The sequence below is a fragment of the Streptococcus sp. FSL L8-0526 genome (assembly GCF_038007145.1).
In the GTDB taxonomy this organism is placed as follows: Bacteria; Bacillota; Bacilli; order Lactobacillales; family Streptococcaceae; genus Streptococcus; species Streptococcus thermophilus.
The window spans coordinates 818309-836274 of record NZ_JBBOWP010000001.1; the positions used below are offsets into that span (position 1 = coordinate 818309).

Below are 17966 nucleotides of genomic sequence, written 5' to 3' on the forward strand. Positions count from 1 at the left end.
TACAAGATTTTAATTACAAGATTTTAACGTCATACTATTTAATCAGTAATTCTATTAGATGTTGAAATGTTGTTTAATAAGTGTATAATAATTTCTATAAATTTAGATTTTTCAAATAAGGAGAAATGTATGACTAATCCATACTCAATTGGACTTGATATTGGAACGAATAGTGTTGGATGGGCTGTAATAACTGATAATTACAAGGTTCCGTCTAAAAAAATGAAAGTCTTAGGAAATACGAGTAAAAAGTATATCAAAAAGAACCTGTTAGGTGTATTACTCTTTGACTCTGGAATCACTGCAGAAGGAAGAAGATTGAAGCGTACTGCAAGAAGACGTTATACTAGACGCCGTAATCGTATCCTTTATTTGCAGGAAATTTTTAGCACAGAGATGGCTACATTAGATGATGCTTTCTTTCAAAGACTTGACGATTCGTTTTTAGTTCCTGATGATAAATGTGATAGTAAGTATCCGGTATTTGGAAACTTAGTAGAAGAAAAAGCCTATCATGATGAATTTCCAACTATCTATCATTTAAGGAAATATTTAGCAGATAGTACTAAAAAAGCAGATTTGCGTCTAGTTTATCTTGCATTGGCTCATATGATTAAATATAGAGGTCACTTCTTAATTGAAGGAGAGTTTAATTCAAAAAATAATGATATTCAGAAGAATTTTCAAGACTTTTTGGACACTTATAATGCTATTTTTGAATCGGATTTATCACTTGAGAATAGTAAACAACTTGAGGAAATTGTTAAAGACAAAATTAGTAAATCAGCTAAGAAAGATCGTCTCTTAAAACTCTTCCCTGGGGAGAAGAATTCGGGGATTTTTTCAGAGTTTCTAAAGTTGATTGTAGGAAATCAAGCTGATTTTAGGAAATGTTTTAATTTAGACGAAAAAGCCTCCTTACATTTTTCCAAAGAAAGCTATGATGAAGATTTAGAGGCTTTGTTAGGTTATATTGGAGATGATTACAGTGATGTCTTTCTCAAAGCAAAGAAACTTTATGATGCTATTCTTTTATCGGGTTTTCTGACTGTAACTGGTAATGAGACAGAAGCACCTCTCTCTTTTGCTATGATAAAGCGATATAATGAACACAAAGCAGATTTAGTGTTACTAAAGGAATATATAAGAAATATTTCACTAAAAACGTATAATGAAGTATTTAAAGATGACACCAAAAAAGGTTATGCTGGTTATATTGATGGAAAAACAAATCAGGAAGATTTCTACGTATATCTAAAAAAACTATTGGCTAAATTTGAAGGTGAAGGTGCGGACTATTTTCTTGAAAAAATTGATCGAGAAGATTTTTTGAGAAAGCAACGTACATTTGATAATGGTTCGATACCATATCAGATTCATCTTCAAGAAATGAGAGCAATTCTTGATAAGCAAGCTAAATTTTATCCTTTCTTGGCTAAAAATAAAGAAAGAATCGAGAAGATTTTAACCTTCCGAATTCCTTATTATGTAGGTCCACTTGCGAGAGGGAATAGTGATTTTGCCTGGTCAATAAGAAAACGAAATGAAAAAATTACACCTTGGAATTTTGAGGACGTTATTGACAAAGAATCTTCGGCAGAGGCTTTCATTAATCGAATGACTAGTTTTGATTTGTATTTGCCAGAAGAGAAGGTACTTCCAAAGCATAGTCTCTTATACGAAACTTTTAATGTATATAATGAATTAACAAAAGTTAGATTTATTGCCGAAAGTATGAGAGGTTATCAATTTTTAGATAGTAAGCAGAAGAAAGATATTGTTAGACTTTATTTTAAAGATAAAAGGAAAGTTACTGATAAGGATATTATTGAATATTTACATGCAATTTATGGGTATGATGGAATTGAATTAAAAGGCATAGAGAAACAGTTTAATTCTAGTTTATCTACATATCACGATCTTTTAAAAATTATTAATGATAAAGAGTTTTTGGATGATAGTTCAAATGAAGCGATTATCGAAGAAATTATCCATACTTTGACAATTTTTGAAGATAGAGAGATGATAAAACAACGTCTTTCAAAATTTGAGAATATATTCGATAAATCCGTTTTGAAAAAGTTATCTCGTAGACATTACACTGGCTGGGGTAAGTTATCTGCTAAGCTTATTAATGGTATTCGAGATGAAAAATCTAGTAATACTATTCTTGATTACTTAATTGATGATGGTATTTCTAACCGTAATTTCATGCAACTTATTCACGATGATGCTCTTTCTTTTAAAAAGAAGATACAGAAAGCACAAATTATTGGTGACGAAGATAAAGATAATATTAAAGAGGTCGTTAAGTCTTTGCCAGGTAGTCCTGCTATTAAAAAAGGTATTTTACAAAGCATAAAAATTGTAGATGAATTGGTCAAAGTAATGGGAGGAAGAAAACCCGAGTCAATTGTTGTTGAGATGGCTCGTGAAAATCAATATACCAATCAAGGTAAGTCTAATTCCCAACAACGCTTGAAACGTTTAGAAAAATCTCTCAAAGAGTTAGGTAGTAAGATACTTAAGGAAAATATTCCTGCAAAACTTTCTAAAATAGACAATAACGCACTTCAAAATGATCGACTTTACTTATACTATCTTCAAAATGGAAAAGATATGTATACCGGAGATGATTTAGATATTGATAGATTAAGTAATTATGATATTGATCATATTATTCCTCAAGCTTTTTTGAAAGATAATTCTATTGACAATAAAGTACTTGTTTCATCTGCTAGTAACCGTGGTAAATCAGATGATTTTCCAAGTTTAGAGGTTGTCAAAAAAAGAAAGACACTTTGGTATCAATTATTGAAATCAAAATTAATTTCTCAACGAAAATTTGATAATCTGACAAAAGCTGAACGGGGAGGATTGTCACCTGAGGACAAAGCTGGTTTTATTCAACGCCAGTTGGTTGAAACACGTCAAATAACAAAACATGTAGCGCGTTTACTTGATGAGAAATTTAATAATAAAAAAGATGAAAATAATAGAGCGGTACGAACAGTAAAAATTATTACCTTGAAATCTACCTTAGTTTCTCAATTTCGTAAGGATTTTGAACTTTATAAAGTTCGTGAAATCAATGATTTTCATCATGCTCATGATGCCTACTTGAATGCCGTTGTAGCAAGTGCTTTACTTAAGAAATACCCTAAACTAGAGCCAGAATTTGTGTACGGTGATTATCCAAAATACAATAGTTTTAGAGAAAGAAAGTCCGCTACAGAAAAGGTATATTTCTATTCAAATATCATGAATATCTTTAAAAAATCTATTTCTTTAGCTGATGGTAGAGTTATTGAAAAACCACTTATTGAGGTAAATGAGGAGACCGGCGAATCTGTTTGGAATAAAGAATCTGATTTAGCAACTGTAAGGAGAGTACTCTCTTATCCGCAAGTAAATGTTGTGAAAAAAGTTGAGGAACAGAATCACGGATTGGATAGAGGAAAACCAAAGGGATTGTTTAATGCAAATCTTTCCTCAAAACCAAAACCAAATAGTAATGAAAATTTAGTAGGTGCTAAAGAGTTTCTTAACCCCAAAAAGTATGGGGGGTATGCTGGAATTTCTAATTCTTTTGCTGTTCTTGTTAAAGGGACAATTGAAAAAGGTGCTAAGAAAAAAATAACAAATGTACTAGAATTTCAAGGTATTTCTATTTTAGATAGGATTAATTATAGAAAAGATAAACTTAATTTTTTACTTGAAAAAGGTTATAAAGATATTGAGTTAATTATTGAACTACCTAAATATAGTTTATTTGAACTTTCAGATGGTTCACGTCGTATGTTGGCTAGTATTTTGTCAACGAATAATAAGAGGGGAGAGATTCACAAAGGAAATCAGATTTTTCTTTCACAGAAGTTTGTGAAATTACTTTATCATGCTAAGAGAATAAGTAACACAATTAATGATAATCATAGAAAATATGTTGAGAACCATAAAAAAGAGTTTGAAGAATTATTTTACTACATTCTTGAGTTTAATGATAATTATGTTGGAGCTAAAAAGAATGGTAAACTCTTAAACTCTGCCTTTCAATCTTGGCAAAATCATAGTATAGATGAACTCTGTAGTAGTTTTATAGGACCTACCGGAAGTGAAAGAAAGGGGCTATTTGAATTAACCTCTCGTGGAAGTGCTGCTGATTTTGAATTTTTAGGTGTTAAAATTCCAAGGTATAGAGACTATACCCCATCATCCCTATTAAAAGATGCCACACTTATTCATCAATCTGTTACAGGCCTCTATGAAACACGAATAGACCTTGCCAAACTAGGAGAGGGTTAATGGCAGGTTGGAGAACAGTAGTCGTAAACATACATTCTAAACTGTCATATAAGAATAATCACCTTATTTTTAGAAACTCATATAAAACTGAGATGATTCATCTTTCTGAAATTGATATACTTTTATTGGAAACAACTGACATTGTATTGACTACTATGTTAGTGAAGAGATTAGTTGATGAAAATATTCTAGTTATTTTCTGTGATGATAAACGATTGCCGACAGCTTTTCTTACACCGTATTATGCACGTCATGATTCTAGTCTGCAAATAGCTAGACAAATTGCGTGGAAGGAAAATGTTAAATGTGAGGTATGGACTGCTATTATTGCACAAAAGATATTGAATCAATCTTACTATTTGGGAGAATGTTCCTTCTTTGAGAAATCTCAATCTATTATGGAATTATATCATGGATTAGAACGGTTTGATCCTAGTAATCGTGAGGGTCACTCTGCCAGAATTTATTTTAATACGCTTTTCGGTAATGATTTTACTAGGGAAAGTGATAATGATATCAATGCAGCGCTGGATTATGGTTATACCTTGTTATTGAGTATGTTTGCACGTGAGGTTGTCGTCTGTGGTTGTATGACACAAATTGGTTTAAAACATGCTAACCAGTTTAATCAATTTAACCTTGCTAGTGATATTATGGAGCCATTTAGGCCAATAATAGATAGAATTGTTTATCAAAATCGACATAAGAATTTTGTCAAAATCAAAAAAGAACTCTTTTCGATTTTTTCAGAAACCTATACCTATAATGGAAAAGAGATGTATTTATCAAACATTGTTAGTGATTATACAAAAAAAGTTATAAAAGCGTTAAATCAGTTAGATGATGAAATTCCTGAATTTAGAATATGAGTTATAGATATATGCGAATGATATTAATGTTTGATATGCCAACAGATACTGCTGAAGATAGAAAAGCGTATCGTAAGTTTAGAAAGTTCCTCTTAAGTGAAGGTTTTATCATGCACCAGTTTTCGGTATATAGTAAACTTTTATTAAATCATACCGCCAATACAGCAATGGTTGGACGACTTAAGGCTAATAATCCTAAAAAAGGAAATATAACAATACTAACAGTTACTGAAAAGCAATTTGCCCGTATGATTTATTTGTACGGAGATAAAAACACAAGTATTGCCAACTCAGACGAAAGATTAGTATTTTTAGGAGAAAACTATTGTGATGAAGATTAATTTTTCACTTTTGGATGAGCCTATGGAGGTTAATCTGGGGACAGTTCTCGTAATTGAGGATGTGAGTGTGTTTGCTCAGTTAGTCAAGGAATTCTATCAGTATGATGAACAATCGAATTTAACAATATTTGATAGTAAAATAAGGAGTATAAGGTCCTCTGAATTACTTTTAATAACGGATATTTTAGGTTACGATATTAATACTTCTCAGGTATTAAAGTTGCTTCACACAGATATTGTAAGCCAGTTGAATGATAAACCTGAAGTTAGATCAGAAATAGATTCTTTGGTATCATTAATTACTGATATTATAATGGCAGAGTGTATAGAAAATGAACTAGATATAGAGTATGATGAGATTGCACTTTTAGAACTAATTAAAGCATTAGGTGTCAGAATCGAAACTAAGTCTTGTACGGTTTTTGAAAAAATATTTGAGATTTTACAGATTTTTAAATATTTAGTTAAAAAGAGAATTTTAGTATTCGTCAATAGCTTGTCGTATTTTTCTAAAGATGAAATTTATCAAATCTTGGAATATACAAAGTTATCACAAGCTGATGTATTATTTTTGGAACCTAGACAGATTGAAGGGATTCAACAATTTATTTTAGACAAGGACTATATTTTGATGCCCTATAATAACTAGTAAATTGGTAATAAGTATAGATAGTCTTGAGTTATTTCAAGACTATCTTTTAGTATTTAGTAGTTTCTGTATGAAGTTGAATGGGATAATCATTTTGTTAGAGAGTAGATTATAAGGATTTGATAGAGGAGGAGTTAAGTTGCTTGACATATGATTATTAAGAAATAATCTAATATGGTGACAGTCACATCTTGTCTAAAACGTTGATATATAAGGCTTTTTAAGGTATAATAAATATAAAAGTGGAATTATTTTGAAGCTGAAGTCATGCTGAGATTAATAGTGCGATTACGAAATCTGGTAGAAAAGATATCCTACGAGGTTTTAGAGCTGTGTTGTTTTGAATGGTTCCAAAACTTTTTTTAAGTAGATATGTCTCCCACCACTGTTTTAGAGCTGTGTTGTTTTGAATGGTTCCAAAACAAAACCGCTGAATAGTGAGGTATAGCATGAGTTTTAGAGCTGTGTTGTTTTGAATGGTTCCAAAACTCAAAGAATGGACCATCTTAATGATAATATGTTTTAGAGCTGTGTTGTTTTGAATGGTTCCAAAACTACTACTTATGACGAAATTGTAGCAACTGTGTTTTAGAGCTGTGTTGTTTTGAATGGTTCCAAAACTCTGAGTTAAACTGAACCCTGCTCTACCATGTTTTAGAGCTGTGTTGTTTTGAATGGTTCCAAAACCGTTGGTCGTATTATCGTCAATGCCAAGACGTTTTAGAGCTGTGTTGTTTTGAATGGTTCCAAAACTCACCATTGGTGTTATTGTCTAATCTAAATGTTTTAGAGCTGTGTTGTTTTGAATGGTTCCAAAACGGTGGTGCTACACATACACTACGCTACGCTGTTTTAGAGCTGTGTTGTTTTGAATGGTTCCAAAACTTTCATCGAAAACTACAAGGACATTAATCTGTTTTAGAGCTGTGTTGTTTTGAATGGTTCCAAAACTAGAGGTAATGACGGTTTACCAGGTAAAGAGTTTTAGAGCTGTGTTGTTTTGAATGGTTCCAAAACTTGGTATCAAGTCGGTGGAAACGCAAGTCTGTTTTAGAGCTGTGTTGTTTTGAACGGTTCCAAAACTATCCCAGAGAATGGAAGAACAATTATAGAGTTTTAGAGCTGTGTTGTTTTGAATGGTTCCAAAACCAAGTGTAAGCCCGTTGATGGCTCTTAGTAGTTTTAGAGCTGTGTTGTTTCGAATGGTTCCAAAACGCTTGAAATAGAAAAACTCAAATCTCAAATGTTTTAGAGCTGTGTTGTTTCGAATGGTTCCAAAAAATTTCCTAAGTAACTATACTCACAAGAAAACAGTTTTAGAGCTGTGTTGTTTCGAATGGTTCCAAAACTTGATGTTGTCTTTTTTGGTTATGACGCTAGTTTTAGAGCTGTGTTGTTTCGAATGGTTCCAAAACTTTTGTTATCATAATTTTCGGTTGACATCTCTTAGAACTCATCTTTTCATAAAGGAGTCTAGTATTGAAATGTGAGAAGGGACATGTTATATGAATATCCAGCTATTTTTCACACGATTGAGGAAGCTTGCAGGATTAGTTTTCCCAATTTTGGTCGGATTATTCAGGTAGCTTCTTTATTTAATGTTATGACGAAATCGTCAGTATTTTTGGCTTATATTATTTATTATTATGTGGACCAGGTCTTGCCTGATTTGACGGCAGTAAGTAGTATTTTTAATGAGAAAGAGCTTGTGGTTTTGATTCAGGTAGAACTTGATTGACAGCAAAAAACTCTTGGAAGATAAATTTCCAAGAGTTTTAATTTTTATTAGCCACATAGACTCCAAGGACTACCAAGATTCCCGCTAAAATTTGTAACTTTGAGAAGGGCTCTCCTAAGAATACTACAGCAGCTAGAATTGAGATAATCGTTGATATACCAATGAAAGAAGCAGTTCGGTTAACCCCGATAGTTGCGATAGCAAAATTTGAAAGGATATACCCTATAACACTACACCCCAATCCTTGGTACAGGATGGTTATGGCGAACTTTGGATTACACCAAGGGAGTGTTAAAAGCTCTTTTTACCCGCTAGAAAGCCATGGCTCAGTGCAAAGACTCCAAATGTAAGGCAACCACTGGCTAACATAAAATAGGTAATCTCAAAGCTAGTGAATTGACTGGCTTTTTCAACGTCAACGCAATAAAGGGCATAGGAGACAACGGCTAAACCTAAAATGAAGTAGCCGACAAGTGAGAAGTTGGTGGAGCCACCCGCAGCGAATACGGCAATAATGATACCGATGAGGGTTGTAGCGACACCTACCACTTGCCAACGACTTGGCCATTCTTTCAAAATAAGACTAGACATGATAAGTGCGACGACCGGAATGCAAGCGAGGAATGCTCCACTTTCAGAGGCAGTAGTCATACGAATTCCAATTGTTTCGCAGATAAAATAGATAATAGGATTAAGGATGGCAATACGTATCAGTGGTTTGAGATTTCTGCCATTTATGACTACCTTTTGTCTTCTTGTGAGAAGATAAAGGTTGACAAAGAAGAAGGCTGTGACAAAACGCCAAGAGATTAAGGCAAGGCCACTGACCTGTGCTGTAATCGATTTGGTAAATATAAAACTGAGCCCAAAAAGGATCTCGCAGGTAGCTGCAGCCAAACATCCCAAGATGATTTTATGTTTCATTGTCTCACCCCCTGATTATGGATTTCCACACCTATTATAGCACCTTAAATAGAGGAGCATGCAATTCAGGTTGATTCTAGCTATGAAGAAGGGCATCTCAAGCTTGACATTCATCTACCTAAGGACTTGAATAGTGATAATGAGCAGGAAATCTTGTCTTTTTTAGATACTTTATTGCCGAGCGAAGAATCTTTTTCGTGAGGATATAGATGTTGATATCAGCTTAGTCAAATAAGCTTGTTATCTGTTGAGAAATTCGTGTTATACTAGTAGCTATAGACAACCTGTTTCACTTGTGGTGGAATGGGTATTGATAGGAGGGCTTGCTATGCAAGACAAACTACATGAAATCCATGTGTTTGAGAATTTTCAAGAAGAACTATTTGAAACTGGACATGTGATTGTCACTACTGAGGTGGTCGAGAAGTCCTTAAATTATTTTGGTATAATGCTCATGGTGGTTATTTATTTACGCTCTGTGATCAGGTGGCAGGACTTGTGGCACTTTCAACAGGAGACTACGCTGTAACTCTTCGGTCCAATATCAATTATTTAAAGGCAGGTCATTTGTCTGACCAACTCAAGCTTGAAGGTCTTTGTGTGCATAATGGTAAAACGACCAAGGTAGTAGAAGTCCTCATTACTAATCAGGAGGAAAAAATTCTTACTAGAGCGACCTTTACCATGTATGTGACGGGCTCGATTTCGGAGTAGAGAAGGAATCTTATGTCAGATTTTTAAACTATGGATGACTTTGCAGTCTTTGTAAATGACTACCTGATACCAGACCAATTGAGTATTCAGGAATATTCTTGTGTCTCTGATCAGCAGGGATTTTCTCTTCTTGTGACTATTGATAATTATGAGATGATGTGTCGTTGGCATACCGTCTGGACTTTTTCTAGTATACACCGGATCTTTTTTCATTCCGCAATGGATTTGGATAATAGTTTTACTATAGGTGCTGAAAGTCTGACGATGAAGGTACGACTTAGGGACCAAGAACTTATGTTTCAAGTGACTGGGCTGGAGATGGTGGTTATTGGTTTGTCTGAATCCCTTTATTGTTTAGTTGACGGGTCTTTAATGAGAGAGGTAAGCATCTCAGCTACCTTTTTGAAGATAAGAGTGTGAGATCTGAAGGTTGGGTGTTGGATCTTGAAATGTTGAAAAAGAAGCATTTGTAGAAAAAATTCCTATATACTAGATGATGAGGTTCCAGTTGAGCTGACAAAGCTTAAAAAAGTGATACAAAAGTTAGATTTAGTAACCGTTCGTCATGATGTGAAGGTTGTTCGAAAAGTTTTTTTGAGTTTTTCAGGGATGGCTTTTGATGGTGAGGAACTAGGCAAGCTAACAGCTTTTCTCTGGCTCCTTTTTTTGGCAGAAAAAGATAATTTGACTGTCTCAACCTATGGTATTGGGATTAATGATGGGAGTCGAAAGACTTATGTAACAGCCTTGGATGGTGAGGACAATAGTCTGGAAATGATTGTTTTTGCGCCAGCTACGTATGCCATTTTCAAGTTGAAGGGCCCTGCAACGGCAGCTGTCTGGGGAAGCTTTCATTCTGCGAAGAAACATTGTGAGATGATTGACCAACCAAGTGTAGAGGTTTATCCCCTAGGTAATCATCAGGCTGACGATTATGAGATGAAAGTGTGGATTCCAATAAAGGAGGAAGTATAGATGCGTCTGGACAAGTTTTTGGTAGACTGTGGTGTCGGGAGTCGTAGTCAAGTCAAGACCTTTCTGAAAAAGAAGCAAGTGACCGTAAATGGGCAGGTGGAGACATCACCTAAGACTCAGATTGATGAGGATAAAGACCTAATTGCATACTTGGGTCAGGAGTTGACACATGAGACCTTTGTTTACTATCTCTTAAATAAACCGCAAGGTGTCATTTCAGCAACGGAAGACTCTCGTCATAAGACTGTCCTCGATTTACTCGATGAGACAGCAAGACATAAGCAGGTTTTTCCAGTTGGTCGCTTGGATATTGATACTCATGGTCTTCTTTTATTGACCAATAATGGAGACTTAGCCCACGCTATGCTGTCTCCCAAGAAGCATGTGGACAAGATTTATCAGGCCAAGGTGGCTGGTATTATGGATGAAGAGGATATCTTGGCTTTTGAAAAAGGGATCAAGCTTAAAGACCATACTTGTCAGCCAGCGAAATTAGAGATTGTATCAGTCGACAGGAATGCGAGTACTAGTTTGGTTCAAATTACCATTGCCGAGGGAAAATTCCATCAGGTTAAGCGTATGGTAGCCGCTTGCGGTAAGGAAGTGGCGGATTTACAACGTTTGAAAATGGGACCTTTAAGCCTGCCAAATGATTTAGATCTTGGTGCTTGGCGACGTTTGACACAGGAGGAGTTAGACGCTCTAACTATTTTTGGAATTCCTTTGACTTAAGATAGTCTAGTAGTTGCGAAATAGGCGAATTTTTGTTACTATTATTGTGATATTCTAGAAGAAAAAACGAGGTAAATTCAAGTGGCATTTGGAGATAACGGACCACGTAAGAAATCATTTTTTGAACGTCTAACAGTATTAGTCGTTTTGATTATGCTAGTAGTAACAGTTGGGGCATTGATTTTCCAAGTAGTCTCAGCTGTTCGTTAAGACGCTATCAAGCGTTTTTTTGTGTATGTCGGAAATTCTTTAGTCTGAGATCAAATTAGAACACAGTATACAAATCAGAAAGAGAGAATATAAATGAGTATGTTTTTAGATACAGCCAAGATCAGTGTCCAAGCTGGTCGTGGTGGCGATGGGATGGTTGCCTTCCGTCGTGAAAAATATGTGCCAAATGGCGGTCCTTGGGGCGGTGACGGTGGTAAGGGTGGGTCAGTCATTTTCAAGGTTGATGAAGGCTTGCGCACCCTTATGGATTTCCGTTATAACCGTAAGTTCAAAGCTAAGAACGGTGAAAAAGGGATGACCAAGGGTATGCATGGTCGAGGAGCTGAGGACCTTATCGTTAGCATCCCGCCTGGTACGACAGTGCGTGACGCTGAAACAGGTAAGGTTATTACTGATATGGTCGAGGATGGCCAAGAGTTTGTCGTTGCTCATGGTGGACGTGGTGGACGTGGAAATATCCGTTTTGCGACACCTCGTAATCCTGCTCCTGAAATCGCTGAAAATGGTGAACCAGGTGAAGAGCGCGAACTTCAATTGGAATTGAAGATTTTGGCTGATGTTGGTTTGGTTGGCTTCCCATCTGTTGGTAAATCAACAATTCTCAGTGTGGTAACGGCAGCAAAACCAAAGATTGGTGCTTACCACTTTACGACAATTGTTCCTAACTTGGGAATGGTCCGTACAAAGTCAGGAGAGAGTTTTGCCATGGCCGACCTCCCAGGATTGATTGAAGGTGCTAGCCAGGGGGTTGGTTTGGGAACACAGTTCCTCCGCCACATCGAGCGTACACGTGTTATCCTTCATGTTATTGATATGTCAGCGAGTGAGGGGCGTGATCCTTACGAGGATTATCTTCAAATTAACAAAGAGCTGGAAACTTACAACTTGCGCTTGATGGAACGTCCACAAATTATTGTTGCTAATAAGATGGATATGCCTGAGGCTGAGGAAAACTTGAAAGAGTTTAAGAAAAAATTGGCTGCTAACTATGATGAATTTGATGAGTTGCCACCAATCTTCCCTATTTCAAGTTTGACCCATCAAGGTTTGGAAAATCTTTTGGAAGCTACTGCTGAACTACTTGATCAAACAGATGAATTCTTGCTCTATAACGAAGATGATATGGAACAAGAAGAAGTATACTACGGCTTTAACGAAGAAGAACATCCATTTGAAATCAGTCGTGACGATGATGCGTCATGGGTACTTTCTGGTGAAAAACTTGAAAAACTCTTTGTCATGACTAACATGGAACGTGATGAATCTATTATGAAATTCGCTCGTCAATTGCGTGGTATGGGAGTTGATGAAGCCCTTCGTGAACGTGGTGCTAAGGACGGCGATATTGTTCGTATTGGTAACTTCGAATTTGAGTTTATGGATTGACTTGTGTCGCATGGATTAGTGTGATATAACTACATATTGAATACAACAAATTATTGAAAGGAGTGGTTTACAATGGGAAATAAACCAATATCCTTCAAGGATAAAGATGGGAATTTTGTTTCTGCGGCTGATGTCTGGAATCCGAAGAAACTTGAAGAACTCTTTACGCGCTTAAACCCTAACCGAAAACTCCGTCTTGAGCGTGAGCGTTTGGCAAGGAAAGAAGCGGCAAAACACCCTGAATTAAATGAAGAAACAGAGCAAGTGTAGTACTTGCCCTGTTTTTTTATTTAAATTGGTAATCAAAAACAGCTACCTCATTAGGAGTAACTGTTTTAATGATTAGACATTTAAAACTTTGTCCAAGAATTCTTTCAAACGTGGATGTTGTGGGTTATCGAAGATTTGATCTGGTTTACCATCTTCAAGGAACTCACCGTCTGCAGTAAAGATGACGCGGTCAGCAACCTGACGGGCAAATCCCATTTCGTGAGTAACGATAATCATGGTCATACCTTGCTCTGCCAATTCTTTCATAACGTTAAGAACGTCTCCGACCATCTCAGGGTCAAGGGCAGAAGTAGGTTCGTCAAAGAGCATGATGTTAGGATTCATTGCCAAACCACGCGCAATTGCCACACGTTGTTTTTGTCCACCAGATAGGCTATCTGGTGTAGCATCAGCTTTGTCAGAAAGTCCGACACGGTCTAGAAGATCCATAGCTAATTTATCAGCTTCTTCTTTAGTCATGCGTCCCAGTTCAACTGGTGCGAATGTCACATTTTCAAGGACAGTCATGTGTGGGAAGAGGTTGAAATGCTGGAAAACCATCCCGATATTTTCACGGGCTTTGTCAAGGTTTGTCTTAGGGTCTGATAATTCATAGCCATCAACGACTACTTTACCAGAAGTTATTGGTTCAAGTAGGTTAAGAGTACGAAGGAAGGTTGATTTACCTGAACCTGAAGGACCGATGATACATACAACATCCCCTTCGTAGAATTTGGCGTCAATGCCTTTAAGGACTTCATTGTCGCCGTATGATTTGTGCAAGTCCTGCACATCGATTTTCAATTCAGCCATTATTTAAGTCTCTTTTCTAGTCGTTTAGCCAATTTCGTCAAGCATGTGATGATGACCAAGTAAATGATGGCCAAAATCGCATACATACGGAATGATTGATAGTTACGAGCAATGATGATTTTACCAGTTTGGAAGAGTTCGACCAAACCGATAGCTGATACGATAGTCGTATCTTTCAATGAGATAACAAATTGGTTGATGAAGTTTGGCAACATCAAACGAATAGCCTGTGGCAAGATGACCTTACGCATTGTTGTATTGTATGGGACACCCAAGCTTCGGCTGGCTTCCATCTGACCAATAGGGACAGCTTCGATACCACCACGCACAATTTCAGCAATATAAGCACCACCATTAAGTGAGAGGGCTATAGTCGCAGCCACGAAGTCATTGATTGGTGACTGGTGACCGGTGATATTTTCAATCAAGTTCGGAATACCCCAATAGATGAAGGCTACAACGATCATCAATGGAATACCACGGACAACGTCAACAAAGATTTGTGAAATCACACGAAGGGTCTTGTTTGGTGCAACTGCCATCATACCGAAGATAATACCGATAATCATGGCAATAGCAAATGAAAGAAGGGTCAATCCAAGGGTAATTCCAAGACCTTGGAGAAGTTGTTTATAGTTGTTTTTAATTAAGCCTACGATTGTAGTTTCATCGGCAACTTTGGTTGAGGTCTTTTCTTTAGATTTGTTATTGTCAAGGTATTTGTTGATAATCTTATCGTAAGTACCGTCTTTAACAATAGCAGCTAAACCATTGTTGAACATTTCAATCAACTCAGGGTTAGACCCTTTTTTAACAGCAAAGCCAACTTTACCAGTAGAGATTCCCTTAATAGGTGTTTCAAAGTTACGTCCTTGTTGGATAGCGTATAGAAGTACGGCTTCATCATCCATAAGGGAATCGATTGAACCAGAGTTCAAGCTATCATACATAGTAGAAGCTTCATCATATGCACGAAGCGTGAAGCCATATTTGTTGGTATTCTCTTCTAGCCAAGAGTAAGAAGATGTTCCGTTTTTGGCACCAACAGTCTTACCTTTGAGATCTTCGTATTTCTTAATGTTAGAGCCTTTTTTCACAGCTAAACGAATGTTTGAAGTGTAGTAAGGATCTGAGAAATCAAAGATTTGTTTACGGGCATCAGTGATGGTCATACCAGCCAATACCGCATCGGCTTGGCTAGATTGAACGGCATTAAGTGATGCATCGAAACCAGGGTTAGTTAATTTAACATTGAAACCTTGGTTTTTAGCAATGGCATTGATGATGTCAACGTCGATACCAACATACTTACCAGAACCATTTTGATATTCAAATGGTGCAAACGATGAGTCCATTGAGATGGTGTAAATTTCCTTAGTAGGAGTAGCTTTTGCGTTAGCATCACCAGTCAAGTTAAGAGCTTCCGACGGTTTTGACGATGAAGATTTTGAAGAAGCTTTTGCTGAGTCACCCAACCATTTGGTCATGATTTCATCGTAGGTGCCGTCTTCCTTCATTTCCTTAAGGGCTTCATTGAAGTCCTTGATAAGACTTTCGTGCTTTCCACCTTTTTTTACAGCGAAAGCGAAGCTACCGATAGATTCAGGCTTTATGTTGATAGCATAGTCTTTACCTTGACCAATAGCATATTGAACAACTGGTGTGTCGTCCATGGCTGCATAAACTGAACCAGAGTCCAAACTGTTGTTCATCAAGTCACTAGTGTCAAAAGTTTTAACAGTGAAACCATACTTGCTAGCGTTTTTATCAAGCCAGGTTTGAGCGGCGGTACCATTTTTAACACCAACTGTTTTACCTTTCAATTGTTTGTAGTCGCTGACTTTGTCGTTGCTACGAGTGTAAATAACAATTGATGTGTCGTAATAAGTGTCTGAAAAAGTGAAGACTTTCTTACGTGCTTCAGTTACAGTTGTACCTGCCATGAGGGCGTCTGCTTGTCCTGACTGAACTGCGTTAACGGCTGCATCAAAACCAGGATAAGTTTGGTTAACATCCCAATTCTTACGTTTGGCAACTTCGTTGATAATATCAACATCGATACCCTTGTAGGTCTGATCAGAGTCTTTGAATTCAAATGGGGCATAGGCTGTATCTGAAACTACTGAAATCGTGCTAGCAGATGCCTTAGCTCCGAAAACAAAGAGAGCTGACATGGCACTCAAAAAGAGTGTCAGAAGTTTTTTCTTCATTATAAAAAGTTCTCCTTCATAAAATACCTTTCTATTCTATCAAAAAAAGCCCTTGTTATCAAACTCTGAGAAGCGTAATGTCAGAAAATATAACAAGATTTGTTAATTGTGAGAGTTGTTATAGAAGAAGTTGACAAGTTTGTGTCAATTCGTTACACTGTACTCTAATACATGGAAGATTAGTTACAGGAGCTGAAAATGAAGAAAAGTATGCTTGAGAAATATACCAGCCGATATGATAAATTCCCTAGTTGGCTGATGATTATGCTTTCCTGCTTTATTGCCTCTGGATATGTCCTTATAGGTGGATTTCTAGCAGGGATTGTTGTGGGAGGTCCCATGACTGTTATTCTTTCATTCTTGATATTTAATGGCAACATTCAGTTTCGAATATAAATACGATTTCCACTAAACTGTTTTCAAGCTTGTATTTTCAGCTGGGAACCTTTGTCTTTACTGCCTTAGTTATCTTTATCTGAGTTAAAGTTGTTGAAAAACGTCCCATTCGTACACTCGAATTTTCTAAGGGGAATATTTGCTTGAACTTACTTAAGGGGTGGGGCTTTGGGGCTCTACTCTTGTTAGCGAGTTTCCTTGGGATTTATTTACTTGGTGGCTTAGAGTTTTTTGTAAAAGTGGACTTTTCTTAAAGAACCTTTATATATATATCTTATTTTTGTTTCCTTTCTGGTTTATCCAGGGCGGGACTGAGGAATTGGTGACACGTGGTTGGCTATTTCAGACGGTGACTAGTAAATTGAACCTTTCCTTGGGAATTGCTATTTCAAGCTCTCTCTTTTCAATACTACACCTAGGAAATCAAGGTGTCACTGCCTTTGTCTCTTATCAGTATTATTCTAGTAGGAGTTCTCATGGCTATTTACATGCTCAAGACAGATAATATCTGGGGAGTGGCAGCCCTTCATGGTGCTTGAAACTTTACGCAAGGATATCTAGTTGGCGTGGCAGTCAGTGGACAGAATGCAGGTGATAGACTATTGCACTTCCATACCAAGTCAGGTGTATCGGATTGGTTATCAAGTGGAGCCTTTGGTCTAGAAGGTAATATTATCACCTATATCGTTCTCCTGACTGGTATTGTTATTCTTCAACTACAATTGAAAAAAGAAAATTCTTAAGTCTGAGTTCTAAAGACTCGGTCTTTTTTACTTCTATGTTAAAATAGAAGAAAGATTTGAAAAAGGGGACGAGATGATAGTAAAGCTTGATAGGCTCATATTGAAATTGAAAATAGTGGTTAGCCTTATATTTTCCGTCTTGTCTTTATGGATCCTTTTTCCTGAGCTTATTAGAGGTTCCCTTCGTGAAGATCTAGTCAAGCAGTTCCTTGGTCTCATTGTTTTATTTTGGCTCTTATTATCCATTATTCTTCTCATAGACGGTATCGTAAATCTCAAAGGTCATGGAAAACTGTTGGAACATGATGACAATTCTTTGACCTACTACGGCCAATCATTTGGACGCAAGATCTTTGAAACTTCCTTATCAGAGATTGAGTTTGTCAAGAAGGTTTGGTCAACGCAGATGGAGGATATTGAACGCTCTTCGACGGTGAGATATTCTTTGAAATGCATCGAGCATGTCTTTGACTTGATGCTGAAGTTGATGATAAAAAGAGATATCAGGTCTTTCTTATCTTCTTCAAAAATGGTGAGATAGCCGTTACCTATGACAAAAACTTGGTCATCAATCACGGAAGAAACGTGCCTATGTCGCAAAGATGCGAATGATTGAGATCCCACTTACAAGTGGGGGAGATTTTCTCCGATCAAGAGATAAATGATTGCATAA

General features: G+C 36.6%; 12 protein-coding genes, 3 pseudogenes and 1 CRISPR repeat array. Of the genes and pseudogenes, 12 read left to right on the plus strand and 3 right to left on the minus strand.

What is annotated here, in order from left to right; genetic code table 11:
* The first annotated feature begins 129 nt into the window (after positions 1–129).
* The 5 genes from cas9 to NSQ85_RS04440 all read left to right on the plus strand — a co-directional run bounded on the left by cas9 (position 130) and on the right by NSQ85_RS04440 (position 7899).
* Positions 130–4302, plus strand: a complete 4173-nt coding sequence (gene cas9, locus NSQ85_RS04420) for a type II CRISPR RNA-guided endonuclease Cas9 (protein ID WP_340781239.1) — start codon at positions 130–132, stop codon at positions 4300–4302.
* Positions 4302–5171 (plus strand): type II CRISPR-associated endonuclease Cas1, encoded by an 870-nt coding sequence (cas1, locus tag NSQ85_RS04425; RefSeq protein ID WP_179973904.1) that lies wholly within the window; start codon positions 4302–4304, stop codon positions 5169–5171. The genes cas9 and cas1 overlap by 1 nt, the downstream gene beginning before the upstream one ends.
* Positions 5168–5512, plus strand: coding sequence for a CRISPR-associated endonuclease Cas2 (cas2, locus tag NSQ85_RS04430; RefSeq protein ID WP_179973903.1), 345 nt, complete (start codon positions 5168–5170; stop codon positions 5510–5512). The genes cas1 and cas2 overlap by 4 nt, the downstream gene beginning before the upstream one ends.
* Entirely contained in the window at positions 5502–6161 is a 660-nt protein-coding gene (csn2, locus tag NSQ85_RS04435; protein WP_179974538.1) for a type II-A CRISPR-associated protein Csn2, read from the plus strand. The genes cas2 and csn2 overlap by 11 nt, the downstream gene beginning before the upstream one ends.
* Before the next feature lie 321 nt (positions 6162–6482).
* Positions 6483–7576: direct repeats of the CRISPR family, unit length 36 nt; unit sequence GTTTTAGAGCTGTGTTGTTTTGAATGGTTCCAAAAC.
* 83 nt (positions 7577–7659) lie between these two features.
* On the plus strand, positions 7660–7899 hold the full coding sequence (locus tag NSQ85_RS04440; RefSeq protein ID WP_179973902.1) for a hypothetical protein: 240 nt from the start codon (positions 7660–7662) through the stop codon (positions 7897–7899).
* A 37-nt stretch (positions 7900–7936) separates the two neighbouring features.
* On the opposite strand, the pseudogene NSQ85_RS04445 reads toward NSQ85_RS04440, so the two are convergent.
* Positions 7937–8823 (minus strand): annotated as a pseudogene (locus NSQ85_RS04445) (DMT family transporter).
* Between the two features lie 328 nt (positions 8824–9151).
* Here NSQ85_RS04445 and NSQ85_RS04450 point away from each other — a divergent pair.
* The 6 genes and pseudogenes from NSQ85_RS04450 (at position 9152) to NSQ85_RS04475 (ending at position 13131) form a co-directional block, all read left to right on the plus strand.
* Positions 9152–9537: pseudogene (locus NSQ85_RS04450) on the plus strand (PaaI family thioesterase).
* A 531-nt stretch (positions 9538–10068) separates the two neighbouring features.
* Positions 10069–10512, plus strand: a complete 444-nt coding sequence (locus NSQ85_RS04455) for a GyrI-like domain-containing protein (RefSeq protein ID WP_232086259.1) — start codon at positions 10069–10071, stop codon at positions 10510–10512.
* A complete protein-coding gene (locus NSQ85_RS04460; RefSeq protein WP_179973901.1) occupies positions 10513–11244 on the plus strand; it encodes a pseudouridine synthase in 732 nt (243 codons plus the stop codon).
* A gap of 81 nt (positions 11245–11325) precedes the next feature.
* Positions 11326–11454 carry a DUF4044 domain-containing protein gene (locus NSQ85_RS04465; RefSeq protein ID WP_179972142.1) on the plus strand — a complete coding sequence of 43 codons (129 nt, stop codon included), beginning with the start codon at positions 11326–11328 and terminating at the stop codon, positions 11452–11454.
* Between the two features lie 93 nt (positions 11455–11547).
* Positions 11548–12861: a GTPase ObgE gene (gene obgE / locus NSQ85_RS04470; protein WP_179973900.1), complete on the plus strand. Its 1314-nt coding sequence runs from the start codon at positions 11548–11550 to the stop codon at positions 12859–12861.
* 72 nt (positions 12862–12933) lie between these two features.
* Positions 12934–13131 carry a hypothetical protein gene (locus NSQ85_RS04475; protein WP_002953361.1) on the plus strand — a complete coding sequence of 66 codons (198 nt, stop codon included), beginning with the start codon at positions 12934–12936 and terminating at the stop codon, positions 13129–13131.
* Between the two features lie 72 nt (positions 13132–13203).
* Here the strand turns inward: NSQ85_RS04475 and NSQ85_RS04480 are convergent, their stop codons facing one another.
* On the minus strand, positions 13204–13944 hold the full coding sequence (locus NSQ85_RS04480; protein ID WP_179972140.1) for an amino acid ABC transporter ATP-binding protein: 741 nt from the start codon (positions 13942–13944) through the stop codon (positions 13204–13206).
* On the minus strand, positions 13944–16154 hold the full coding sequence (locus tag NSQ85_RS04485; protein ID WP_179972139.1) for an ABC transporter substrate-binding protein/permease: 2211 nt from the start codon (positions 16152–16154) through the stop codon (positions 13944–13946). Before NSQ85_RS04485 ends, NSQ85_RS04480 begins: the two co-directional genes overlap by 1 nt.
* A 198-nt stretch (positions 16155–16352) precedes the next feature.
* Here NSQ85_RS04485 and NSQ85_RS04490 point away from each other — a divergent pair.
* Positions 16353–17293: pseudogene (locus NSQ85_RS04490) on the plus strand (lysostaphin resistance A-like protein).
* Positions 17294–17966: the final 673 nt, after the last annotated feature.